This is a genomic window from Helicobacter sp. 13S00477-4 (assembly GCF_002272785.1).
In the GTDB taxonomy this organism is placed as follows: Bacteria; Campylobacterota; Campylobacteria; order Campylobacterales; family Helicobacteraceae; genus Helicobacter_J.
The window spans coordinates 67924-91890 of record NZ_MLAS01000001.1; the positions used below are offsets into that span (position 1 = coordinate 67924).

The window sequence follows — 23967 nt, forward strand, 5'->3', positions numbered from 1 at the left end:
CATTAAAATGGAAAAATTATGATTCTAAGCATTGAAAGTAGTTGTGATGATAGTTCAATTGCTATCACTGATATCAATACTTTTGAATTACTTTTTCATTTAAAAATCTCTCAAGAAAATATTCATAGTATTTATGGTGGCGTTGTCCCTGAAATAGCTTCAAGGCTTCATGCTCAAGATTTACCTCAAATTTTATCAAAAGCAAAAGTTTTTTTAAATGATTCATTTTCTAGCCTCAAGGCCATAGCCGTTACAACACAACCTGGTCTTAATATTACATTAATAGAAGGCTTGATAATGGCAAAATCCTTATCTCTCTCTTTAAAGTTACCCCTTATCAGTGTCAATCACCTCAAAGGACATATTTATTCCCTTTTTATCAATCAACCAAAAGTTATTTTTCCACTCAGTGTTTTACTTGTATCTGGTGGACATACCTTAATCATTGAAGCTAAAAGCCATAACCAAATGTCTATTATCGCTCAAAGCATTGATGATAGCTTTGGAGAAAGTTTTGATAAAGTAGCCAAAATGCTTTCTTTAGGTTATCCTGGAGGTCCTATAGTGGAAAAATATGCCCTTTCTTGTCCTCAAGATAAATCATACCATTTCCCATTACCCTTGAAACATTCTAAAAAAATATCCTTTAGTTTTTCAGGTCTTAAAAATGCAGTAAGACTAGCGATTTTAAAAGCTCAAGAGAAAGGAACTGATATCCAAGATACTCTATTGATTCAAAGCATCTGTGCAGGATTTCAAAAAGTTGCATGCGAACACCTTTTGAATCAACTCCATAAATATTTCAAATTCAAACAATCTTCCTATGATCCAATAAAAAATTTTTGTATTGTAGGTGGAGCAAGTGCAAATTCTTATTTGAGAAATCAAATTCAAGAATTATGCACTCATTATAATTCTCATCTCCTCCTTGCCCCAATAGAATTTTGCTCTGATAATGCAGCTATGATAGGACGTGCGAGTATTGAAAAATACCTTCAAAAAGATTTTTCTGATCCATTAACCCTTCAAGCCTCACCAAAAAGCAATGAATTTGAATTTATAGAACTTTAAAATTTTAAGATATGTTAAAATATCATCGAATTTCTACAAAATTTCTACAATAATGATTAAGGGCTATGATGAAAGTTGCATTGATTACTGGGATTACTGGGCAAGATGGAGCATATTTGGCAGAATTTTTACTCAAAAAAAACTATATCGTACATGGCATTAAACGTAGGAGTTCCTTATTCAATACAGATAGGATTGATCATCTCTATCAAGATCCTCATATAAAAAATCGTGATTTTATCCTTCACTATGGAGATATGACTGACTCGATGAATTTAACAAGGATTATACAAGAAGTTCAGCCTGATGAGATCTATAATTTAGCTGCTATGAGCCATGTAGCTGTGTCGTTTGAAACACCTGAATATACTGCAAATGCAGATGGTATAGGCACACTTAGGATACTAGAAGCAGTAAGGCTTTTAGGCTTGAGTAAAAAAACTAGAATCTATCAAGCATCAACAAGCGAACTTTTTGGCAAGGTTCAAGAAATACCACAAAAAGAGTCTACCCCATTTTATCCACGTTCTCCATATGCTTGTGCAAAGCTTTATGCCTACTGGATTACTGTAAATTATCGTGAAGCTTATGGTATTTTTGCCAGCAATGGAATTTTATTCAATCACGAAAGTCCTATCAGAGGAGAAACTTTCGTAACACGTAAAATCACAAGAGGTGTAGCAAAAATCGCACTTGGGTTACAAGATAAATTATATTTAGGGAATTTGTCAGCAAAAAGAGATTGGGGACATGCAAAAGATTATATTCGTATGATGTGGATGATACTTCAAGCTAAAAAAGCTCAAGATTGGGTTATTGCTACAGGTATCACTACAGAAGTAAGGGAATTTGTCAGGCTGGCATTCAAAGAAATAGGTATTAGCATTGAATTTAAAGGAATTGGGATTAATGAAAAAGGTTATATCGCAAAATGTGAAGATAAAAACTTTCAACTCCCTATTGGTAAAGAAGTTATCAATGTAGATTCGCGTTATTTTCGACCTACTGAAGTAGATATTTTAATTGGAGATGCTTCCAAGGCTAAAAATGAACTTGGTTGGATACCAGAATATGACCTAAAAAATCTCATTGCAGATATGATGGAATCTGATATAAGACTTGTCCAAAGAGACAAACATCTGCAAGAAAATGGCTATGAAATACTGAGTTATTTTGAATAAACTATCATATAATTAAAATATTTTATAAATTAAGGAGTAAAAATGAAAAAAAATTCTAAAATTTTTATTGCCGGACATAAAGGATTGGTTGGCTCTGCAATTTATAACCTTTTGCGATCAAAAGGTTATGATAATCTCTTGATTAAGACAAAAAATGAATTAAATTTGATTGATTTCACACAAGTTAAAAATTTTTTTATAAAAGAAAAACCTGAATATATTTTTTTAGCTGCAGCAAAAGTAGGTGGAATAAATGCAAACAATACTTACCGTGCAGATTTTATTTACCATAATCTTTGCATTCAAAATAATATTATTTACAATGCTTATGAATATGGAGTAAAAAAACTTTTGTTCCTTGGTTCAAGCTGTATTTATCCTAAAAATACTCCTCAACCTATCAAAGAATCTTATTTATTAACCAATGAGCTTGAATATACAAATGAACCTTATGCCATTGCCAAAATTGCAGGACTCAAAATGTGTGAAGCTTTCAATCTTCAATATGGATGTAATTTTGTCTGTGCAATGCCTACAAATCTTTATGGTGAAAATGATAATTTTGATTTAGAAACTTCACATGTTTTGCCTGCCTTGATAAGAAAATTCCACGAAGCAAAGTTAAAAAAAATAGATGTGGTAAATGTATGGGGTAGTGGTAAACCCAAAAGAGAATTCCTCCATAGTTCAGATATGGCTCAAGCTTGCTTACACATAATGGAAAATATTGATTTTAAAGACTTAAAAAAAGATGGTGGACTAATAAAAAATACTCATATTAATATTGGTTATGGGAGTGATATAAGTATCTGCGAACTTGCATTACTCATCAAAAAAATTGTTGGTTTTGAAGGTAATATTATTTTTGATGCCTCAAAACCTGATGGGACTTTTCAAAAATTATTAGATTCTTCAAAACTTAATCTTCTTGGCTGGAGTCCAAAGATAACACTTGAATCTGGCATTAAAAAAGTTTATGAATGGTACATACAAAATGAACAAAGATAATTTTTTTGGTGATCTTAAAAAACTCCGTGAATTGATTACTAAAAAAGATAAAATCATTTTGTTTTTTCTTTTTATTGGGACAATATTCTTATCTATTATAGAAACTTTTGGGATTAGTGTTATAATGCCTTTTATTACACTTGCGAACTCTCCGCAATTAATTTTTGAAAACAAAATTACAGATAGTATTTATAAATTTTTTAATTTCCAATCAACGGTCAATTTTATGCTTTTTTTCAGTGTCATACTGATTGGATTTTACATTTTCAGATCATTATATAATATCGTTTATTTTTACTCCCTAAATCGCTTTGCACTTGGTAAATTCCATTATTTCTCATATAAACTTTTTTGCAAAAATATAGAATTGAGCTATTTGGATTTTATTAACAAAAACACAGATAAAATCCGCAGCGATATAAATGCAAAATGTTTTGAAACTTCTGATTATTTGAAAAATTTATTAATAATCTTTTCAGAATCATTCACTATTTTGCTTTTGTATATCCTCTTGCTTTTGGTTAGTTGGAAAATGACTCTTGTACTAAGCCTCATATTAGGACTTAAAATTTTATTCATAACTAAAAATATTTCCAAAATCATTAAGATGCAAGGTAGAATTCGTATTCAAATGGAAGAAAAAGTTCTTAAAATCTTATCAAAGACTTTTGGAAATTTTAAAATCATCAAATTAAAAAATAATGAAAAGGTTATCTATGATGATTTTATCAAAGCAGATCAAAAAAAAGTAAAAACACAAATCGTTTGTGAAACACTCAATGTACTTCCAAAAAATATCCTTGAAACTATAGGTTTTTCTATATTGGTTGCTTGCGTAGCTTATATCCTTTATCGATATAATGATACAAATGCTGTGTTACCAATCATTTCAATGTATGCTTTAGCACTTTATCGAATATTACCCTCTATTAACAAAATAATGATGGGCTATAATATGATGATGTATAATAAAAAATCTCTAGAAATAGTTTATCAAGAACTCACTTATAAAACTAAACCTGAATATTCTCAACCAATTACTTTCAACCATACCATTGCATTGAAAAATGTTTGTTTTAGTTATATTCCAAATAAACCAATCCTAAATGATTTTAATCTCACAATCCATAAAGGTGAAAAAATAGCTTTCATCGGTCATAGTGGGGCAGGAAAATCAACTTTGGTTGATCTGATCATAGGACTTTATGAACCAAATTTTGGCGATATTTATATTGATGATCACAAGCTTACAAATAAAAATATCAAATCTTGGAGAAAAAAAATAGGCTATATCCCACAAAATATATATTTATTTGATGGAACAGTAGCTGAAAATATAGCATTTGGGAGTGAATTAGAAGAAGAAAAACTCATTTGGGCTTGCAAAATGGCAAATATTGACAACTTTTTAGAACAAAACGATGGCTTAAATACATTTGTTGGCGATGGGGGTATCAAGCTTAGTGGTGGTCAAAAGCAACGTATAGGGATCGCAAGGGCTATTTATGATAATCCTGAAATTTTAGTCCTTGATGAAGCCACAAGTGCTTTAGATAATGATACAGAAGCAAAAATTATGGATGAAATATACAAAATAGCAGAAAATAAAACCCTCCTTATCATAGCCCACCGATTGAGCACAATAGAAAGGTGTGGAAGAAAAATAGAAATAAAATAACAAAACCCGCAAATTGATCTTTTAAAGCAAGTTTTTGACATTAGTTTTTAACAATTCTTCCACATCTTTTACTCTACCAGCCATCAAAGCTTTCGCTGAATATAATGCAAAATGTGCTACTTCAGAAAGTTCAACTTTTGGAGGCATTACCAATTCTTTTGGATTGACAAGTACATCTAATAATGCAGCTTTTGAAGAAGCAAAAAACTTCCTAAGCGTATCTTCAAGCTCAGAAGTTTTTTCTACCCTATAAGCTTCAAATCCTATAGCATCGGCTACTTTCGCAAATGAAGGATTTTTTAAATCCGTATAGTTATCTAAGAGTCCTTCAACTTTTTGTTCCAATTCTACAAAATTCAAAGAAGCATTATTAAAAACAACAATTTTAATGGGTATATTTTCCTGAATAGCGGTGAGTAAATCACCCAAAAGCATTGCCAAACCACCATCTCCAGATAAGGAAATCACTTCCCTCTCCGGGAACGCTTTTTTGAGTCCCAAAGCCATTGGCATAGCATTTGCCATTGTTCCATGCAAAAGAGAAGTAAAAATACGACGTTGCTTTGTGCTTGTAAGGTAACGCAGAGCCCAAACCATAGGAGAACCACCATCTGCACTAAATAAAGCATCTTTAGTGGCATATTTATCGATGAGTCCAATCAAAACTTGTGGGTGAATGAGTTCACCTGAAGTTTTTATATCTTTGAGCATTTTTTTATCTGTTTCTGCTTTTATTTTGAGGCAATGATCTAAAAAAGAACGATCAGATTTTTCTGCTACAACCTCAAGCAATCTTTCTAAAGTATCTTTCACATTTCCCAAAAGAGCTAACTCTACTTCACATCGACGAGCAAGATGAGAAGATTGATTATCAATTTGAATAATAGTAGCATTCAGCGGATAAAATTGCTTCCAAGCCAAATCAGAACCCAAAACCAATAAAGTATCACATTCATTCATCATGTCAAATCCAGATTTTATACCAACAAGCCCAGTCATACCCATATTATAAGGATTATCATATTCAACGAAATCTTTTGAACGAGCAGAGTGTCCAATAGGAGCTTTTATTTTTTGAGCCAGAGCTATCATTTCATCATGAGCATCTTCTACACCTGCACCTGCAAATATTGCGACTTTTTTCCCAGCAGAAAGGAATTTAGCCACCTGAACAATATCTTCTTTGGATGGGCAAAAAATAGGTTTAGGGGAATGGACTTTTAAGTTAGGATTGAACTCTACACAAGCCACACTTATATCGACTGGAACGATAACAACAGATACACCTTTTTTATTGATAGCATTTTGAAGTGCCATTGTTACTATATATTGAGCTTGAGAAGGATTTATTATTTCTTCACAATACACACAAAAATTACCATAAATACTTTTAAAATCTACCTCTTGAGGAAACTCACTCCCTAAACTTGTAGTTGCCAACTGACTAGCAATTAGGACAACTGGAGCACCATTACGAGCTGCATCCATCAGAGAATTGATAAAATGCAGACTACCTGGACCACAAGAACCAGCACAAGCAACAGGTTTTTTCGTAATAAGTGCATCAGCTGCAGCTGCAAAACCACCTGCCTCTTCATGCCTCATATGTATCCATTGTATTTTCTTATTATGATAAATAGCATCAGTAAAATGATTGAGCGTATCCCCAACAATACCATAACATCTCTGCACTCCAGCTTGAACTAATGTCTGGACAATAACTTCTGCAACCTTCATTTGAGCTACCTCCTAAATCTTTATATTTTGATTTTACTACCAAAATATTAAACACTTAGTCAAAAAGTCAAAAACAGTTTTTATCCAAGCTTGGAACCAGTTTTATGATATTTTATAATCCCTTCTGCACATCGATACGCTAATGCTCCTGCAGTCCCAGTTGGATTATAACCACTATTATGGGCAAAATTTCCAGCCCCCACAACAAAAAGATTATCCGCATCCCAATGTTGCAAATAAGTATTCACAACACTAATGCTAGGATCTATACCCATTGTAGTGCCCCCTACATTATGCGTTGATTGATAAGGGATAACAGAATAATTAGTAATTTGCGGCACTGAAAGGATACTTTTAGGATTCATTGCCTTAGCAATAGCTTCAGTTTTTTTTGTAATAAACTTAAAAAGTGCCCTATCTTGATCAGTGAAATTATAAGTCATCCTAAGCAAAGGATAACCATAAGCATCTTTATAAGTTGGATCCAAAGATAAGTAATTTTGGAAATAAGGCATTGAAGACCCCTGTCCACCAACAGTAATAACCCTAGTATAATTATAAATAGAAGCTCTTTTAAAAGCACTTCCCCAAGAAGGGATACCTTTTTGAACTGGATTATTTGAAATTGGTCTAGCACCACTTTGAAGACCATATATCAAAGCACCGTGTATAAAATCTAAATCTGAATGATCAAAATTATCACCATTAAAATCATCAATATTTGTCCCCAAAGCCCCTGCTCCCATAAAAACATTAAACTGTTTATCAAAAAATGCTGTAGTTGCAGGATTGAGTTGGTAGCAATAGTTTTTTCCTAATGTGCCTTTGCGAGTCATAGGATCATATTGTTCCCCTATTTTTGATATCATTAATAATTTTGCATTATTGAGCATATAACTACTCAAAACGACAATATCAGCTGGTTGGATATATTCTTCCAAAGTGAGTGTATTGATGTATTTGACACCTGTAACTTTATCTCCTTTTTTCAAAATCTCTACCACATTGCTATGATGCCTGATCTCATAATTTCCAGTTTTTAAAGCTGTTGGAATGACTGTTACAATTGGAGAAGCTTTTGCACCATATTCACAACCAAATCTTTCACAAAATGCACAATATTGACAAGGATTAAGGGTTTCTCCATCTGGATTTGTGTAGCTTTGAGAACTATTAGCAGCAGGCATCCTATAAGGATGGTAATTCATCTTCTTGGTTACTTCCTCAAAATGCAATAAAATAGGTGTATTATTCAAAGGAGGATTAGGATAATCACTTGATCTTTTTCCTTCAAAAGGATTTTTTGCTTCTCCAGAAATACCAGCAGTTTTTTCAAATTTATCAAAATAAGGTTCCATTTCATCATAGGTAATACCCCAATCTTGAATCAAATAATCTTTTGAAACTTTATTTTTACCATAACGTTTTTCTGTCATCGTTTTGATCTCAAAATCATAAGGAAAAAACCTATAAGTCCATCCATTCCAATGAACTCCTGCACCCCCTTCCCCATTACCAAGCAAAAAAGAACCCATTTTTCGCATAGGCAAAGCTTTTTGGTTCAGGGTATTCCTAAAGGTAACAGTCTCCTTTGAAAGATCTTGCATCAATCCATAATTAATAGCATAGCGATATTCATCATGTATTTGTGAAAAATCCTCTGTAGTTCGAGATCCGCCCCTTTCTAATCCAACTACTTTTAATCCAGCCTTAGAACATTCTGCAGCTACAATCCCTCCAGTCCAACCAACTCCAACAGTCACTACATCAACTTTTTTTAAAATTTTTGCCATTTTATTCTCCTTTTTGCATATCTGCCAAAGACATTGGAGGTATTTTTTGAAAATTTTTATCTTCTATAAAAGCCAAATAAGACATCTGTGCACCAGGAAATTGCTTCATTTTCCAACCTTTTTTATCATCATTGCCATTATAAATTGGATCGGCATAAATACCACACAATGTCATTTCTCTTAAGAGTGAAAAAAAATAACTTGATTGAATTTTTTGCATTGATACTTTATTAGATTCAAAATCTTTCAAAATAATGTCTTGTGATTTTTCAGGAATATCTGTAAAACTTTTTTTGAATCTTTTAAAACTTTCTTTATCTAATTCCAATATGCCCTGTAAGAATATTTCTTGTCTTATCATTGGGGTTTGATAACCTTGTGTTGGACTCCCTTTTTTAAAAGGTCCTTGCATATACTCTCTTACATTATTACCATAACTTCCAGCAAGTTGATTATCAATAAAATAAGGTACACCTAATTCAATGGCACCAGGACCCAAATCATCATTTGGAAATATCCTTTGGACTGCTACAGATAAAATTTCAAAATCTTTATCTTTAGTAAAAAACATCCTACCCCTAACTTGATGGGATCCTTGAGTATTCATCATTGGGATAGAATGTTCATTATGTAATTGACTTGGGGGAATTTGACTTGCCTCCAAAGAGTTTGTCAAACTTTCACTACCTAGTATCGCTCCTGCAGCAAGTGCAGAAGTTTTTAAAAATCTTCTTCTACTTAAAATTAAATCTTGAGTATTCATTATACTATTCCTTTTAATATAAAATATTTTGAATCCTAACTTTAAAATTATTAAATAAAATTAAAATAATTTATAAAAATATAAAATTTCAAGATTTTAAGTATCTAATAGTAACAATTAAATGAAAAAGAATATTAGAAGAAAAAGAAAGTGAACCCCTCTCCAGATGGCTAAGGCACATCATAAATATGGCTGCTCTGCTGTGTTCCCACCCTGAAGCTTTATCCTTATTTATAATTGCATAGGTCTGAAAAGGAGCGAAGTGATTATATAGGATTAGGACTTAAATTTTCGTAAATCATAGATTTTATTTTCAATAATCATAAATCAAACTCTATTTTTCCTAAAAAACATCAATGTGGCAAACAAACTACCTAATGCGGCAATACTGAGCCAAATGCCGGGCATCGCGGCATTATCAGTGATATGGATGAGATAAGTTGAAACTGCAGGCGTAAATCCTCCAAAAATAGCTACAGCTATTGAATAAGAAAGAGAGAAACCAAGCGTTTTGACTTGAATGGGCATTATTTCAGAAAGTGCTACAACCATCGCTCCATTATAACTTCCATAAATAAAACTAAGCCACAATTCTACAATAACCAAATTTGTAAAGCTAATGTGGTGTGCCAAAAAATACATTACTGGATAAGCTGTAATTAAATTGAGTAATGTCATTGTTATGAGGATGGGTTTCCTTCCAATTTTATCACTCAATGCACCCATAACAGGTAACCAAAAAAGATTGCTAAGTCCAATAATAGCTGTTACAATGAAACTATCAAGTCTAGAAAACTCCAATACCTTGCTTACGAAAGTGGGGGTATAGGCTGTGATAAAATAAAAAGAAACTGTAGTCATCATTACAAACAAACTACCTAAAACAACTATTTGCCAATTTTCTACCATATTCCCTATCATCTCTCTTAATTTCTTTGGAGCTTGATGAACTCGGGCTTTGAATTCTGGGGTTTCTTCAAGAGAACGTCTGATAAAAAATAAAAATGGCACTACCAAACACCCAAAAATAAAAGGAATCCTCCAACCCCATTCACTCACAACTAAATCACCCAGACAATAGTGCAAAACAACACCAAATATACCAGCAACAATCGTAGCAACTTGCTGGGATGCACTTTGCCAAGATACATAGAATCCTTTTTTATTGTTTGGGGCTATTTCTGAAAGGTATACGCTAGCACCCCCAAGCTCTGCTCCAGCACTAAATCCTTGTAAAAGCCTGCCTAAAAGGATAATCAAAGGAGCAAAAATACCGATTTTTTCATAGCCGGGACAAAATGCTATAGTCAATGTCCCCACAGCCATCAAAACAAGTGTCAATAAAAGGCCTTTTCGTCTACCATGTTTATCCATATATGCACCAAGCAGGATGGCACCTACTGGTCTCATCAAAAACCCCGCTCCAAATGCAGCAAAACTCATCATTATGGAAGCAAATTGACTATTTGAAGGGAAAAATACCTGTGCGATAAAACTTGCATAAAATCCATAAACAGCAAAATCATACATTTCCAAAAAATTACCACTAGAAACAATAAAAATAGATTTTGCATCTTTAATTGCCTTGCTTTGGAATTTTGACATAGTTATTCCTCATTTTATTTAAGGTTGTTTTGTTTAAAATATATCTTAAGTTATCCTACTTTTTACTTAAAAAATTATAAAACAAAATATAAATTTAGGTTTTTTACCTTGCTACAAGATAATAAGATAATTAGTAAAATTAAATATTAAGTATTTTTAAGCTTAAATAATAAAAAATAAATCAAAAGCCAAGTACAAATGAAATATTTATATCCAATATTCTATCTATTGTTGCTTCTTTTTACCTATGGTTGTGCAACTTATGAGGAAAAATTACAGCATTTTGATAAATTCTATTATCAACAAGGCGATGTACAAAAAGCTTTTGATTTTTCAAAAAACTTGCATAAAAATGCCTTATTATGGGAGATACAAAGCGGACTGAGTGCTTATATGGCAGGTAAATATGAAGATTCTATAAAAAAACTCAATGAAGCAGAATCCAAATTCAATCAAAATCATATGCAAAATATTTTTCAAAGTGCTTTAACCAATACAGGAGCTACCCTATTGAATGATAATGTAAAAACATATCAAGGGAATCTTTATGAAGGTGTGTTTATTAATTATTACAAAGCTTTAGATGCTTTGGCATTAGGAGACAATGCAAAAGCACGCATTGAGTTCAATAGAGCTAATGATAGACAACGAAGGGCTAAACAATACTACCAAAAAGAAATACAAAAAACTATCCAAGAGAATATAAAAAATACTGAAAAAGAAACCAAATCATCAAGCATGATAGATAAAAATACCTCGCAAGACAAAATCAACTCTATTTTAGATACCCAATATTCAAATCTAAAAAAATTTAAAGGCTATAGTGGCTTTATCAATCCTACCATATCTTATGTATCAGGTTTGTATTTTTCTTTACAAGGAGATCATAAAGGTATTGATCTATTGAAAGAATCTTATGGCATCAATCAATCACAAATCATTGGTGAAGATATATTATTGTTCCAAAAACAAAATCCTTTTAAAAAACACACTTGGATTATCATTGAAGATGGAAAAAATGCGACCAAAAAAGAATTCTCTATAAAATTACCATTATTTTTACTCAGTGATGAAGTATATTATTTTGGTTTAGCACTTCCCCAACTTGAAGATGGAGTTGATTTTTATCAAAATTTTACCCTTCAAGGGATACATAGTAAAACTTTTGATCAAATTTCACTTACTGATAATATCATTGCTAATGAATTCTCAAAACAATTACCCTATATCTTGACTCGCTCAATTATCTCTGCAATCTATAAAACATCTTTACAAAAAATACTTAACAATCAATTAGGTAGTTTTGCAGGTTTCCTAGGAGCATTATTTTCAGCGACCACAACGTCAGCAGATACTAGAATCACCACAGTATTTCCTAATAAAGTTTGGCTCATGCGCATTGACAATAAAGTAGGAAATTTTTTTATTGATGCTGATAAAAAAAATATATTTGAATTTGACATTATTGATTGTGATTCAAAAAATCCATTGCTAGAAAATGAACATAAAATTTGTAAAAATACTAACAACCTTATCTACATAAGAACAACAAAAAATAATATAATATACAAATTACTTATTGGAGAAAAAGAATGAATAAAAAAATCATAAACATTGTTTTTATTAGTGTGTTATTTTTAACAGGTTGTAGTTCTGGAGTCAAATATCTTGATTCAAATGATTCCAAAAAATATACAAGCATTGGACTAGATTATCATGATATTGAAGAAGCTGCAAACCAAAATGTGCAATCTTTATTACAAAGCAAATATATCAAAAACCTATCTACAGCAAAAAAACCAAAGGTTTTGGCTATTTCTGATGTTATCAATGATACAATGCAAGATTTCAATACAGAAGAATTGACTAGAAAAATTACTAGGGATATGAGGAATAGTGGCAAATTTACCTTAACTATGGCAATGTCAGGTAGTGGGGGCTCTACAGATAAAATGTTAAACCAAGCAAGAGAAGCAAGAAAAAATGACGAATTCAATCAATATACTGTCCAAGAAAAAGGTAACCTCATAGCACCTGAACTTTCTTTATCTGGAAAAATTGTTCAAAAAAATACAAAAGTAGGTTCAAAACAAAGAGTAGATTATTACTTTTTATTAACCCTTACTGACATAAAAACAGGTCTTGTAGTATGGGATAATGAAGTCAATATCATCAAAATTGGCAGTAATAAGTCTGTAGCTTGGTAAAATGAATATTTTTTTTAAACCAAATTTATTAAAAAAATTAATTTTTTTAATAGCATGTTTTTTTTTGGGTGCTTGTGCTAATCATCTAAGTATATCAAACCCACCCGGGTGGTTCCTTGCTATCCCAAATAATCACAACAACTTGTATGGAAATGGAATAGGAAAAACACTTCAAGAAGCTAAACAAAACGCCATCAATGATCTTGCTTTAAATATTAAAATCAAAATCAATTCAGATACAGATATACAAAATACTCAAATCAACAATAAACAATCTTCAGAAATTTTGCAAAATATACAAATATCTCTAGATACTATAGAACTTCAAAATATCACTATAATACGCAATGAATACAAAAATAAAAACTATTATGTCCAAATAAAAATCCCTAAAAACACTCTGTTGCAAAATCTAAAAAATAAATATGATTTATCTTATGAAAGACTAAAATATTTTTTAAAAAATACTTGTAGTTCTATTTTCATTTCAGATAAAAATACATTGGAAAGCTCGCTTCAATACCTTTTTTCTCTAAAAGAAAGCATCTATACTCTTGATCCTACTACCAAGCTCCAGTCACTCAATGTTTACGAAAATATATTAAATCAAAACTCTCCATTACCAAAAGTAAAATTAATATTTGAACCTCAAGATAAAAAAGAAATCATCAATACTTTAAGTGCAGAATATGCAAAATTTATCCAAAATTCTGATAAAAAAAATATCTATACAATTAAAAATAAAATCTTAATTCAAAACAAAACCAATCAATATCATATTACACTTCAAGTAGATATGTATGATTGTAAAGATAATATTATCTCTCACATTGAGCTTGATTCTACTCAAAACACAAAAATCCATGCTATGAATCGTATTAAAGTCAAACTATATAAAAAATTAAAAGAATATTCTCAATCCCAAAATAATCAAGATTTCTAAAACTTATAATTTAAACTTAAACCCAATGGAGAAGAGACAACCTGAAGTTTATTTTTATTTTTCACCCCTAAGAGCTTTCCCAAGCCTAAATCTCTGATAACAAAACCAATAGGATCCATCAACCCTATGAGTGTATAACCCAAAAATCTTGAACCAAATAACTTTCCTTCATTGCTCTGTATGTAACGTGTAAGTTGATAAAAAATTTCACCAAATATAGAACCCATAGCAGGAGTATAAATCAAGTCTTGCCAACTAGGAATCTCTACAAAAGCCTCTATTCCATATTCCCAAAAAAATGCTGAAGTAACAAATGAAAATAAAACAGATTCTGCCCAAGTATATCCTGCTATTCTTGGCTGCATATAATATACAGCACCAAAATAAGGATGTGCTACTCCATTAAGCCAAAAATTATCATTATCAACAGCTGGACCAATACGAACATCTTGAAACCAACTCCTAAAACCAAACTTTTCTCTATCCCAGTTAGTAACACTTTCAGGCATTAAATACAAACCTGTTATACCTACCAAAAGTCCAATGCCGAGTATGCCAACACTTGTTCCAAGATATTTCCCTCTGGAATCAGGTACATAATAATAAGGATTATTAGGTTGATCTTTCAATGCTGGAAAATACCAACTTTTAAATTCGTTATGTTTTAGAGTATCTTCTAATTGATTAGACATCAAACCAGTGATAATAAAAACGATCAATAAAAATCTATGAATACACATTTCTTCCTCAAAATAAGTGAAACAATAAATAATCCCTAATATTTACATTATAATTTTATCTCATCTGCTTAAATGATTGCATATACAATTATTTAAAATCTACTGATAAAATTTTTGTATTAAAAAATAAGATAAACTATGAAGGACTAATATATGGCTATTATAGGAAAGCTTGCCTCATTAAGTCATTTATTTGAAAAAACTCAAGAAATGGAAGCTTTATATATTTATCTAAATAATGCTATCAATCCAAACCACTCCATACATAAACGTATCATAAATACGCCAATGCATGCTGAAAATAAAATAAAGCTTGAAGCTGGAATGTATGCGATTGAACAATCATATATCCTTAAAAATTCAAATAAGGCATTTTATGAGAGTCATCAATATTATATAGATTTTCAACTCTGCGTGCTTGGTGTTGAAATATTTCATCTAGGAGATAAAAATGATTTTATTATTAAAACCCCTTATGATGAAAAAAAAGATTTAATCACTTATAAAAAGAGTTGTTGTATCTCGAAAATAAGGTTATCTGAAGGAATGCTAGGAATATTTTTTGAAAATGATATCCATGCAGGCGGTCTAAAATCAGGAAATATTGAAGGAAATATTTTTAAAACTGTTGTTAAAGTTCCAAAAAAACTTGTTAAACTCAAACTATAAAAGAAAATCTGATGAAAAAAATATTTTTTATTGCTCTAATAGCAATCAGTCTGAAATCTCAAAATCTAGAAGGTATTTATCAAACAAGTTCTTTTTGGTGGCAAAAAAAAGTTTTTGTAGAATTTTTTAAATTCAATAATAAATATTATGCGTATGCTATCAAAAATATAGATAATTCTCCTGCAAAAAAAGACTCACACAATCCAAACCCTGAACTCAGAAATCGTAGCGACAAAGGTGTAGTATTTTTATATGATCTCATACAAGTTTCGCCTAACGTTTATGAAAATGGCAAAACTTATAATTTTTATGATGGTAAAACTTATTATGTCAAAATCTACCAAAAAGACAATAAAGATATAAATTTTTTTGTGAGTATTGATCCAACAGGTTTCATTGGAAAAACCTTTTTATGGAAACATCTTGATAATGACTTTATAAAAGAAAATGATATAGAAAAACCTAACATGCAAGATGTTCTAAAAACTCTCTCAGATATTAACGAGTAAACTCTATCCATTTTTGAGCAATCCGAACCGCATTTGTTGCTGCTCCAACACGTATTTGATCAGCGACACACCATAAATGTAGTATCTTTTTATCATAAATATCATTCCTTATCCTACCAACATAAGTATCATCTGTATCAGTTGCTAAAATAGGCATTGGATAAAGTTTTTCTTCAGGTTTATCTACAACGACCACATTAGGAGTTTTTTTAAGTATATCTCTAGCTTTATTAGCTTGTATTTCTTGAGAAAAATGAATAGTAATAGCTTCACTATGACTACGCAAAACTGGAACACGTACGCAAGTAGCACTTAAAGCAAAATCGCTATGGAGGATTTTATTGCTTTCTTTCATCATCTTCATTTCTTCTTTTGTATAATCATTAGGCATAAAAACATCAATATGAGGTATTAAATTCAATGCAATTCTATGTGTAAATACTTCAGGTTCATCTTCATCAAGCTCAAATGCAAAAAATTTCTGCATTTGATTGACTAATTCTTCCATTCCTCTTTTTCCTGCACCACTCACAGCTTGATAAGTGCTGACATCTACTCTTTGAATATCAAAGGCTTTGTGCAAAGGTGCTAAAATCTTTACCATTTGGATAGTTGAACAATTTGGATTTGCAATAATACCTCTTTTTTTCCAAAGAGCAATATCTTGAGGATTAACCTCAGGTACGACCAAAGGGATATCAGATTCCATACGAAAATGGCTAGTATTATCAATCACTACAGCTCCTGTCTTAGCTGCATACGGAGCAAATTCTGCACTAACACTTCCTCCAGCCGAAAAAAAGGCAATCTCAACACCTTCTTTTTCAAATACTTCAGGTGTGGTTTCTAAAATTTTATGTTTTTGCCCAAAGGCTTCCATCTCATCCCCTGCACTTCTAGAACTTGCCAATAAAACAAGTTTTTTGATTGGAAAATTTTGTTCTTCTAAAACTTTACAAATTTCTTCTCCAACTGCACCACTTGCACCTACAACTGCTACTGTGTATTTTTTCATTTATTTCAATATTCCTTATTCAAGAGATTTAAACCAATAATCACAAAAGCTAATTAAATAAAAATAATTTATTTTGTCTGAAAATATATTTAATTTTGAGACAGATAAGTAAAATCTGTATTTAATTTCATATAATAATCATCCATTACATAACCCTCACCTATATCTACCCTATCCTCTCTATAAATCTTAAAACCTAGTTTTTGATACGCTTGAATTGCATTTTGATTATGCTTATTGACGGTTAACCATATAAAATTAGTATTAAGCATATAGGCAATACCTTTAAGGTATGCAATGATAAGCTTAGCGATACCTTGAGAGCGATAATCTTTTAAGATATAAAGCTTACTTAAAAACAATCCTTTTTGGGTAAAATCCCTATCGTCTTTTTGGGTAAATGCAAAATAACCTGCTGTGTCTGAACAATTAAATATTTGAAAATATTTATAACCTTTTTTTATTTGATCCTGTATTGCTAAAACACTTTGAAATCTCTCAAGCATATATTGTATTTGCTCAATAGAAAGTATATGGGCATAATTCTCTTTCCATATACTTTGAGCCAATGTATAGATATTTTCAAGTTCTTTATCCCTGAGGGCTAATTTGAAATCTATCATTATCTACCAAGCTCTTTTTCAAGTTTTATGACAGCATTCCAAGTCGTGATGACAGAATCTGGATTCAAAGATATAGAATCAATACCTTCTTTGACCAAAAATTCTGCAACTTCAGGATAATCGCTTGGAGCTTGTCCACAGATACCACAATACTTATTATTTCTTTTGCAAGCAATGATAGCACGTTTAAACATCTCAAACATCGCAGGGTTTCTCTCATCAAATATATGGCTAACAAGTTGACCATCTCTATCTACTCCTAGTGTGAGCTGGGTTAGGTCATTTGAGCCTATAGAAAAACCATCAAACATTGATAAAAACTCATCTGCTAAAATAACATTCACAGGGAGTTCGCACATTACATAAATTTCTAATCCATTTTTACCTGATTCTAATCCATTTCTACGGAGTATTTCTAATACTTTTTTGCCTTCTTCAGGTGTCCTTAAAAAAGGTATCATTATCTTCATATTACTTAAACCCATTTCATCCCTAACCATCGCTAAAGCTTGACATTCCCATTCAAAAGCTGTTCGATACAAATCAGAATAATACCTGCTTGCACCCCTATAGCCAAGCATAGGATTTTCTTCTTGTGGTTCATAAGCCGTGCCACCTATCATTCCTTTGTATTCATTGGATTTAAAATCACTTGTCCTGACTATAACAGGACGAGGATAAAAAGCTGCTGCTATCATCCCCATCCCTTCAGCTATTTTTTTAACAAAAAAATCTTTTGGACTATCATAACCAGAAATAAGTTTTTCTATTTCTACTCTTTCTTTAAGATCTTTTTTTCCATTTTGCAAGTCCAATAGAGCTAATGGATGGGCCTTAATCTGATTGAGTACAATGAGTTCCATTCTGGCTAAACCTACCCCGTGATTAGGTAATTGCGAAAAGCTAAATGCTTTTTGAGGATTGCCGACATTCATATATATCTTGGTTTTTGTTTCTCCAAGATTAGAAAGTTCAATCGTTTCCACTTCATATGGATGAATGCCTGCATAAACATAGCCTTCTTCACCCTCACAACAAGATACTGTAACTTCCATGCCTGTATAAAGCCTATCTGTAGCACCTACAGCCCCTACAATAGCAGGCACACCAATTTCTCTTGCAACAATCGCAGCATGGCATGTCCTACCGCCACGATTAGTAATGACTGCTGCAGCCTTTTTCATTGCTGGTTCCCAATCAGGGTCAGTATTATCAGTGACTAAAATCTCACCTTCTTTAAAAGTATTCATATGTTCAATATCATTGATAATCCTGACTTTTCCAGTACCTATTTTACCTCCAATGGCTTTACCTACAATAATAATTTCTTTTGCTTCATCATTGTTCTTAAACCTAAATTTTTCAAGTTTTTGCCCATTAGTACGTTTGATATTTTGACTTTGGACAGTTTCAGGACGAGCTTGAACAATAAATATTTCACCACTTTCACCATCTTTTGCCCATTCCATATCCATAGGTCTGTACTCTCCAGCTTCTTGAGTGTAATGTTTCTCTATAATGATTGCATAACGAGCAAGCGTGAGGATATCCTCATCAGTGATAGAAAAGGTATTGAGTTCTTTTTGAGTAGTTTTGATATTTTTAGTAGGGTGTTCGCTACCCCTAGGAGAATAAACCATTTTTTGATGCTTTGTGCCTAATTGACGTTTAATGATAGGACGTTTGCCTTCTTCTAAAGTAGGCTTAAATACATAGAATTCATCAGGATTAACAGTTCCACCTACAACATTTTCTCCTAGACCCCAGCTAGAAGTGATAAAAACAGCATCTTGAAAACCAGTCTCTGTATCTATAGAAAACATCACCCCTGCACTACCCTTATCAGCTCGTACCATTTTTTGGACACCGACACTCAAAGCAACTTTAAAATGATCAAATCCTCTTGAGGCTCTATAACTAACAGCTCTATCTGTGAATAAAGAAGCCAAACAAGATTTTATATAATGTATTAATTCAGTCTGTCCTTTGACACTCAAATAAGTATCTTGTTGTCCAGCAAAAGAAGCATCTGGAAGGTCTTCAGCAGTTGCTGAGCTTCTAACAGCTACATCAGCTTCTTTCATCTGATATTCATCACTCAAAATTTTGTATGCTTGAAAAATTTCATCTCGAAGATCTGAGGGGAATGGGGTACCAAAAATCAATTCTCTGATTTGCTTTGAACGTGTTTTAAGGACATCAATTTCTGTTACATCTACTCCTTCCAATAAATCAATTATTTTTTGTCTTATACCCCCACTATCTAAAAGATACCAATAAGCTTCACTAGTGATAGCAAAACCATTTGGAACTTTAATACCTACTGGCACAAGCTCTTGAAACATCTCTCCAATACTAGCATTTTTTCCACCTACTAGAGGTATGTCCTTATTATTGAGTTCTTTAAAAAACTTAATGTATCTCATGATCTTGCATTCTCCTCATTCTTCTTGTTAGTGCTTAACATTTTAGTAGATAAATCTTTATTTGATACTTAGATTTAAGATAAAATTTTGAAGTTTTTATAATTTTCTTCATTTCTTAAGTAATTTTGATAAACTTCTCAAGTTTGATAGCTATATAATTTTGAGGATATCAATGGAAAATAAAAAATCACCGATAGAAAATATTTCAGAGGTTTTAAAAAATCATAAACTTTCTGAAGAAGATTATAGACAAATTAAAAAAATATTATCACGAGAACCAAATTCACTTGAACTTGCAATATTTTCAGCCATGTGGAGTGAACATTGCAGCTACAAATCAAGTAAAAAATACCTCAAAGGCTTCCCAACAAAAGCATCTTGGGTAATACAAGGACCAGGAGAGAATGCAGGAGTAATCGACATTGATGGAGGATATGCTGCAGTTTTTAAAATAGAATCACACAATCATCCTAGCTTCATAGAACCCCATGCCGGTGCTGCAACGGGTGTAGGTGGAATAATGAGGGACATTTTTACAATGGGGGCAGTCCCTGTTGCAAGCCTTAATTCTATCCGTTTTGGTGAAGTGGATAGATCTGATGAAATTGGGAAAAAACACAGATATTTATTACGTGGAGTGGTATCTGGCATTGGAGATTATGGGAACTGCATGGGAGTACCTACGATTGGGGGAGAAACTGATTTTGATGCCTGTTATAATGGAAATATTTTGGTAAATGCCTTTACTTTAGGGATTGTAAAAAGTAATGAAATATTTTATGGCAGGGCTGAGGGAATTGGAAACCCTGTGATATATGCAGGAAGCAAAACAGGTGCAGATGGACTTGGTGGTGCTATAATGAGCAGTGATTCTTTCACTCAAGATTCCAAATCATTACGTCCAACTGTACAAATTGGTGATCCTTTTAGTGAAAAGCTACTTTTAGAAGCCTGTTTGGAATTATTCAAAAAAAATCTGATAATAGGCATCCAAGATATGGGAGCAGCAGGTCTTACAAGCTCTAGTTTTGAAATGGCTGGACGTAGTGGAAGTGGTATGGTTCTGCATCTAGATAAAGTACCAATGAGAGAGGCTGATATGAAACCTTATGAGTTAATGTTAAGCGAATCTCAAGAAAGAATGCTTATATGTGCAAAAAAAGGTTGTGAAAAAGAAATCATTGAAATTTTTGAAAACAAAAACTTAGATGTAGCAATCATTGGAGAAGTAACAAATAGTGGCAATATGGAATTATTTTGGTATGGAGAAAAATGTGCTCAAATTCCCGTACAAGCTTTGAGTGAAAATTCGCCTATTCTAGACAGAACTATCAAGGAACCTAGCTATTTCAAACAACTTCAAAATTTTGAATATCAAAATAGTAAGCTAAAAGAACAAGAAATTTTTGAAAAACTTTTAGGTAGTCTTGAAGTTTGTGATAAATCTTGGATATATTCCCAATATGATAGCACGGTGCAGACCAATACAGTCATTGGAAGTGGAGAAGGTGATTCAAGCGTGATTAGAGTAAAAGAAAATAATTCGTTTTTAGCAATTAACGTGCATTGTTCTCCTCAATATTGTTATCTTAACCCTAAAGAAGGAGCTAAAATTAGTGTGGCTATCGCAGGGAGAAATTGTGCATTAAGGGGGGCTAAGGTTTTGGCTATCAGTGATTGTCTAAATTTTGGCAATCCTGAAAATCCTGAAGTGATGTGGCAGTTCAAAGAAACAACAGAAGGTATTAAAGAAGCTTGTAATATTTTAAATACTCCTGTTGTAAGTGGGAATGTATCTTTGTATAACCAAACTGAGGAGAAAGATATTTATCCCACACCAACGATAGTAGCCGTAGGACTTATCAAAGAGACAAAAAAAATCATCCATTCAAGCCTGAAACAAAAAGGTAATCGTTTGATGTTGGTTGGTAAAATTGGTAAAGATTTTGGCGGTAGTCTGATACAAAAAATTATCCATAAAGAATGTAAAGGCAAAATTCCAAGTATTGATTTACAAAAGGAATTTGATTTATGGAATCTATTGAATGAAGCTTTTGAAAACAATTTGATTATGTCTGCGAAAGATATTGGCAAGGGTGGACTAGGGATTACATTAGCAAAAATGGCTTTACTTGGAGATAAAGGTATATGTGTAAAAACAACTTATACAGATAAAGAAATGATTTTTTCAGAATCTCAAAGTTGTGTTGTTATTGAAGTTCATAAAAATCATATCACACAGATTAAAGGATATGCCCAAAAATATAAAATTGATATAGAAGATATTGGAGAAGTTTTAGATATTGAAGAGGGCATAAAAATAGATTCTATTGAGTTAAATATGAATAAAGCTAAAAAAATATATTTTGAGAGTTTTCAAACAACACTCAAGCTAGACTAGGTGGTAGGGATATGAAAAAAATTAAAACAACTATATTTTTAATATTTTTTAGCGTAAGTTTTGGTTTTGCTAATGATACAGAATGCGAAAGTGCATTGTTTGCGTATAAAAGACAATCTATAAATCTTTTGAGTGAAAATGATGCTTATGCCAATCAATTTGTCGATAGGTACTATACAGCTGGAACAAGTATAGGCTATACAAGTAAAGAGTATGATTTTGGTTGTGAAGATAAAGATTCTATAATGGCTTGGAGTCAATATATATCTTTAGGTATAACCAAAGCCAAGATGACACGTTTCAATATAGCTATCACTCAAAGTATCTACACACCCTATTCTAGAGAAATAAATCCTCCTTCAGGTGATCTTCCATATGCTGGATATTTATATTTAAATTTAGGTGTTTCGCATCGCTCTGAAAGCATGCTAGAAAATATTTTTTTTTCTATGGGGATGGTAGGACCCTCAACATTTGCTCACGAAACACAAAAATTTGTTCATTACCTTACGAATAATCCAATTTTTTATGGTTGGCACAATCAACTTAAAAATGAATTCATTCTTAATTTGAATTATCAATTAATAAAAAAGTTTTATCTTTGGGATTCTAGATATATTTCTTCAGATTTTCTACCTGGTTTAGATATCGCACTAGGCAATGCAGACACTCATTTGCAAATAGGTGGTAGGCTCCGGATTGGATACAATTTGGATTCTGATTTTGGTATCAATAAAGTTAATACAAGTTTTAATGGTGCCCAAGCTTATAACGATAGATTCTCTTTTTATTTATTTGGGGGACTTTCAGGGCGTTATCAAGCTAGAAATATTTTCATACAAGGAAATACTTTTGGACATTCTACAGGACTAGATATGATTTACTTTACCTATGATGCTGAATTTGGTGCAGCAATATTATATCGGGGCATACGTTTTGCTTACACTTACACACATGCGAGTAAAAAATTTAAGACACAACCTCTGCCTCATAATTTTGGAAGTATTGAGCTTAATATTGCTTTTTAAGCTATGCAAAAACTATTTTTAGCAATTATACTAGTATATTGCTATTTTTTGTATGCAAATCCTAAAAATGGTCTTGATTACCTAAAAGAACAAGTCCCAATTTTAAAATCCTACTATAATCAAGTTAAATCCCAATCATTAGATAAAAACTACCCTATTTTTAGGAATAGGAAAATAATTGAACATTCTGTTTATCTTCATCTAAAAAATAAAGATAAACAAAATTTTAAAGGACAAATTGTTTTAACGCATTTTTTCCTAAAAAATTTTATTAAATATAGCAATTTTGGTGGTGTTGGAGTTGGAGGTATCTTGGTCTCAGAATCTGACGATAAGAAAGCTAAATTGCATTATTATAAATTTGATGGAAGATATTTGAGTGATTTGGAATTATTAGGTATTGGATTGGACATATATGCATATTGCATCTTGCCTGATTTTAACCAATGTATTTTATTGGGTATTGGAGAAGACTGGAAATAAATTATCTAAGAAAAATATATATTCTTATTTATTTATAATATATTTAAAAAAAAGTATTAATATTTTTTCTTTAGTAAAAATAAAAGG

20 protein-coding genes are annotated in these 23967 nt (G+C 31.8%); 12 read left to right on the forward strand and 8 right to left on the reverse strand.

Features of this window, described 5'->3' with window-relative positions; translation table 11 throughout:
* The first annotated feature begins 18 nt into the window (after positions 1-18).
* The 4 genes from tsaD (at position 19) to BKH44_RS00365 (ending at position 4938) form a co-directional block, all read left to right on the forward strand.
* The gene (gene tsaD / locus BKH44_RS00350; protein WP_095269018.1) at positions 19-1071 is read left to right on the forward strand and encodes a tRNA (adenosine(37)-N6)-threonylcarbamoyltransferase complex transferase subunit TsaD; all 1053 of its coding nucleotides are present in this window, start codon (positions 19-21) and stop codon (positions 1069-1071) included.
* Between the two features lie 65 nt (positions 1072-1136).
* Complete coding sequence (gmd, locus tag BKH44_RS00355; RefSeq protein WP_219349875.1) at positions 1137-2252, forward strand: GDP-mannose 4,6-dehydratase; 1116 nt, start codon at positions 1137-1139, stop codon at positions 2250-2252.
* Between the two features lie 42 nt (positions 2253-2294).
* On the forward strand, positions 2295-3260 hold the full coding sequence (locus BKH44_RS00360; RefSeq protein WP_095269022.1) for a GDP-L-fucose synthase: 966 nt from the start codon (positions 2295-2297) through the stop codon (positions 3258-3260).
* Positions 3247-4938, forward strand: a complete 1692-nt coding sequence (locus BKH44_RS00365; protein WP_257842553.1) for an ABC transporter ATP-binding protein — start codon at positions 3247-3249, stop codon at positions 4936-4938. The genes BKH44_RS00360 and BKH44_RS00365 overlap by 14 nt, the downstream gene beginning before the upstream one ends.
* Before the next feature lie 21 nt (positions 4939-4959).
* Here the strand turns inward: BKH44_RS00365 and BKH44_RS00370 are convergent, their stop codons facing one another.
* From BKH44_RS00370 to BKH44_RS00385, 4 genes are all read right to left on the reverse strand, one after another.
* A complete protein-coding gene (locus BKH44_RS00370; protein WP_095269024.1) occupies positions 4960-6675 on the reverse strand; it encodes a thiamine pyrophosphate-dependent enzyme in 1716 nt (571 codons plus the stop codon).
* An 80-nt stretch (positions 6676-6755) separates the two neighbouring features.
* Entirely contained in the window at positions 6756-8468 is a 1713-nt protein-coding gene (locus BKH44_RS00375; RefSeq protein ID WP_095269026.1) for a GMC family oxidoreductase, read from the reverse strand.
* Between the two features lies 1 nt (position 8469).
* The gene (locus BKH44_RS00380) at positions 8470-9231 is read right to left on the reverse strand and encodes a gluconate 2-dehydrogenase subunit 3 family protein (RefSeq protein ID WP_095269027.1); all 762 of its coding nucleotides are present in this window, start codon (positions 9229-9231) and stop codon (positions 8470-8472) included.
* A gap of 327 nt (positions 9232-9558) precedes the next feature.
* Positions 9559-10836 (reverse strand): MFS transporter, encoded by a 1278-nt coding sequence (locus BKH44_RS00385; protein ID WP_095269029.1) that lies wholly within the window; start codon positions 10834-10836, stop codon positions 9559-9561.
* A 198-nt stretch (positions 10837-11034) separates the two neighbouring features.
* Here BKH44_RS00385 and BKH44_RS00390 point away from each other — a divergent pair, with 198 nt between their 5' ends.
* From BKH44_RS00390 to BKH44_RS00400, 3 genes are read left to right on the forward strand one after another with little or no spacing between them, the layout of a single operon-like run.
* Positions 11035-12432: a hypothetical protein gene (locus tag BKH44_RS00390; RefSeq protein WP_095269031.1), complete on the forward strand. Its 1398-nt coding sequence runs from the start codon at positions 11035-11037 to the stop codon at positions 12430-12432.
* Positions 12429-13043, forward strand: coding sequence for a penicillin-binding protein activator LpoB (lpoB, locus tag BKH44_RS00395; protein ID WP_095269033.1), 615 nt, complete (start codon positions 12429-12431; stop codon positions 13041-13043). Before BKH44_RS00390 ends, lpoB begins: the two co-directional genes overlap by 4 nt.
* A 1-nt stretch (position 13044) precedes the next feature.
* Positions 13045-13986 carry an LPP20 family lipoprotein gene (locus BKH44_RS00400; RefSeq protein ID WP_095269034.1) on the forward strand — a complete coding sequence of 314 codons (942 nt, stop codon included), beginning with the start codon at positions 13045-13047 and terminating at the stop codon, positions 13984-13986.
* On the opposite strand, the gene BKH44_RS00405 is transcribed toward BKH44_RS00400, so the two are convergent.
* Complete coding sequence (locus BKH44_RS00405) at positions 13983-14726, reverse strand: DUF3943 domain-containing protein (protein WP_095269036.1); 744 nt, start codon at positions 14724-14726, stop codon at positions 13983-13985. The genes BKH44_RS00400 and BKH44_RS00405 overlap by 4 nt on opposite strands.
* A 153-nt stretch (positions 14727-14879) precedes the next feature.
* Between BKH44_RS00405 and BKH44_RS00410 the strand changes: the two genes are divergently transcribed.
* Complete coding sequence (locus BKH44_RS00410; protein WP_095269037.1) at positions 14880-15395, forward strand: YhcH/YjgK/YiaL family protein; 516 nt, start codon at positions 14880-14882, stop codon at positions 15393-15395.
* Between the two features lie 11 nt (positions 15396-15406).
* Positions 15407-15904, forward strand: coding sequence for a DUF2147 domain-containing protein (locus tag BKH44_RS00415; RefSeq protein WP_095269038.1), 498 nt, complete (start codon positions 15407-15409; stop codon positions 15902-15904).
* On the opposite strand, the gene BKH44_RS00420 is transcribed toward BKH44_RS00415, so the two are convergent.
* The 3 genes from BKH44_RS00420 to ppsA all read right to left on the reverse strand — a co-directional run bounded on the left by BKH44_RS00420 (position 15894) and on the right by ppsA (position 19968).
* Positions 15894-16919, reverse strand: a complete 1026-nt coding sequence (locus BKH44_RS00420; RefSeq protein WP_095269040.1) for an aspartate-semialdehyde dehydrogenase — start codon at positions 16917-16919, stop codon at positions 15894-15896. The two genes, BKH44_RS00415 and BKH44_RS00420, sit on opposite strands and share 11 nt — an antisense overlap.
* A gap of 89 nt (positions 16920-17008) precedes the next feature.
* Complete coding sequence (locus BKH44_RS00425) at positions 17009-17542, reverse strand: N-acetyltransferase (protein WP_095269041.1); 534 nt, start codon at positions 17540-17542, stop codon at positions 17009-17011.
* Positions 17542-19968: a pyruvate, water dikinase gene (ppsA, locus tag BKH44_RS00430; protein WP_095269043.1), complete on the reverse strand. Its 2427-nt coding sequence runs from the start codon at positions 19966-19968 to the stop codon at positions 17542-17544. The genes BKH44_RS00425 and ppsA overlap by 1 nt, the downstream gene beginning before the upstream one ends.
* Before the next feature lie 172 nt (positions 19969-20140).
* On the opposite strand from ppsA, the gene purL reads away from it, so the two are divergent.
* Genes purL through BKH44_RS00445 form a run of 3 tightly spaced genes read left to right on the forward strand, consistent with a single transcriptional unit; the run spans position 20141 to position 23880 of the window.
* Complete coding sequence (gene purL, locus BKH44_RS00435; protein WP_095269045.1) at positions 20141-22369, forward strand: phosphoribosylformylglycinamidine synthase subunit PurL; 2229 nt, start codon at positions 20141-20143, stop codon at positions 22367-22369.
* A gap of 11 nt (positions 22370-22380) precedes the next feature.
* Positions 22381-23397: a lipid A deacylase LpxR family protein gene (locus BKH44_RS00440; protein ID WP_095269046.1), complete on the forward strand. Its 1017-nt coding sequence runs from the start codon at positions 22381-22383 to the stop codon at positions 23395-23397.
* Positions 23398-23400: 3 nt separating this feature from the next.
* Positions 23401-23880 (forward strand): hypothetical protein, encoded by a 480-nt coding sequence (locus BKH44_RS00445; RefSeq protein WP_095269048.1) that lies wholly within the window; start codon positions 23401-23403, stop codon positions 23878-23880.
* Positions 23881-23967 lie beyond the last annotated feature (87 nt).

Bases quoted from the DNA above. Each gene is read 5' to 3' on its own strand.
- tsaD (WP_095269018.1), top strand. From the start codon at position 19: ATGATTCTAAGCATTGAAAGTAGTTGTGATGATAGTTCAATTGCTATC.
- gmd (WP_219349875.1), top strand. From the start codon at position 1,137: ATGATGAAAGTTGCATTGATTACTGGGATTACTGGGCAAGATGGAGCA.
- BKH44_RS00360 (WP_095269022.1), top strand. From the start codon at position 2,295: ATGAAAAAAAATTCTAAAATTTTTATTGCCGGACATAAAGGATTGGTT.
- BKH44_RS00365 (WP_257842553.1), top strand. From the start codon at position 3,247: ATGAACAAAGATAATTTTTTTGGTGATCTTAAAAAACTCCGTGAATTG.
- BKH44_RS00370 (WP_095269024.1), bottom strand. From the start codon at position 6,675: ATGAAGGTTGCAGAAGTTATTGTCCAGACATTAGTTCAAGCTGGAGTG.
- BKH44_RS00375 (WP_095269026.1), bottom strand. From the start codon at position 8,468: ATGGCAAAAATTTTAAAAAAAGTTGATGTAGTGACTGTTGGAGTTGGT.
- BKH44_RS00380 (WP_095269027.1), bottom strand. From the start codon at position 9,231: ATGAATACTCAAGATTTAATTTTAAGTAGAAGAAGATTTTTAAAAACT.
- BKH44_RS00385 (WP_095269029.1), bottom strand. From the start codon at position 10,836: ATGTCAAAATTCCAAAGCAAGGCAATTAAAGATGCAAAATCTATTTTT.
- BKH44_RS00390 (WP_095269031.1), top strand. From the start codon at position 11,035: ATGAAATATTTATATCCAATATTCTATCTATTGTTGCTTCTTTTTACC.
- lpoB (WP_095269033.1), top strand. From the start codon at position 12,429: ATGAATAAAAAAATCATAAACATTGTTTTTATTAGTGTGTTATTTTTA.
- BKH44_RS00400 (WP_095269034.1), top strand. From the start codon at position 13,045: ATGAATATTTTTTTTAAACCAAATTTATTAAAAAAATTAATTTTTTTA.
- BKH44_RS00405 (WP_095269036.1), bottom strand. From the start codon at position 14,726: ATGTGTATTCATAGATTTTTATTGATCGTTTTTATTATCACTGGTTTG.
- BKH44_RS00410 (WP_095269037.1), top strand. From the start codon at position 14,880: ATGGCTATTATAGGAAAGCTTGCCTCATTAAGTCATTTATTTGAAAAA.
- BKH44_RS00415 (WP_095269038.1), top strand. From the start codon at position 15,407: ATGAAAAAAATATTTTTTATTGCTCTAATAGCAATCAGTCTGAAATCT.
- BKH44_RS00420 (WP_095269040.1), bottom strand. From the start codon at position 16,919: ATGAAAAAATACACAGTAGCAGTTGTAGGTGCAAGTGGTGCAGTTGGA.
- BKH44_RS00425 (WP_095269041.1), bottom strand. From the start codon at position 17,542: ATGATAGATTTCAAATTAGCCCTCAGGGATAAAGAACTTGAAAATATC.
- ppsA (WP_095269043.1), bottom strand. From the start codon at position 19,968: ATGAGATACATTAAGTTTTTTAAAGAACTCAATAATAAGGACATACCT.
- purL (WP_095269045.1), top strand. From the start codon at position 20,141: ATGGAAAATAAAAAATCACCGATAGAAAATATTTCAGAGGTTTTAAAA.
- BKH44_RS00440 (WP_095269046.1), top strand. From the start codon at position 22,381: ATGAAAAAAATTAAAACAACTATATTTTTAATATTTTTTAGCGTAAGT.
- BKH44_RS00445 (WP_095269048.1), top strand. From the start codon at position 23,401: ATGCAAAAACTATTTTTAGCAATTATACTAGTATATTGCTATTTTTTG.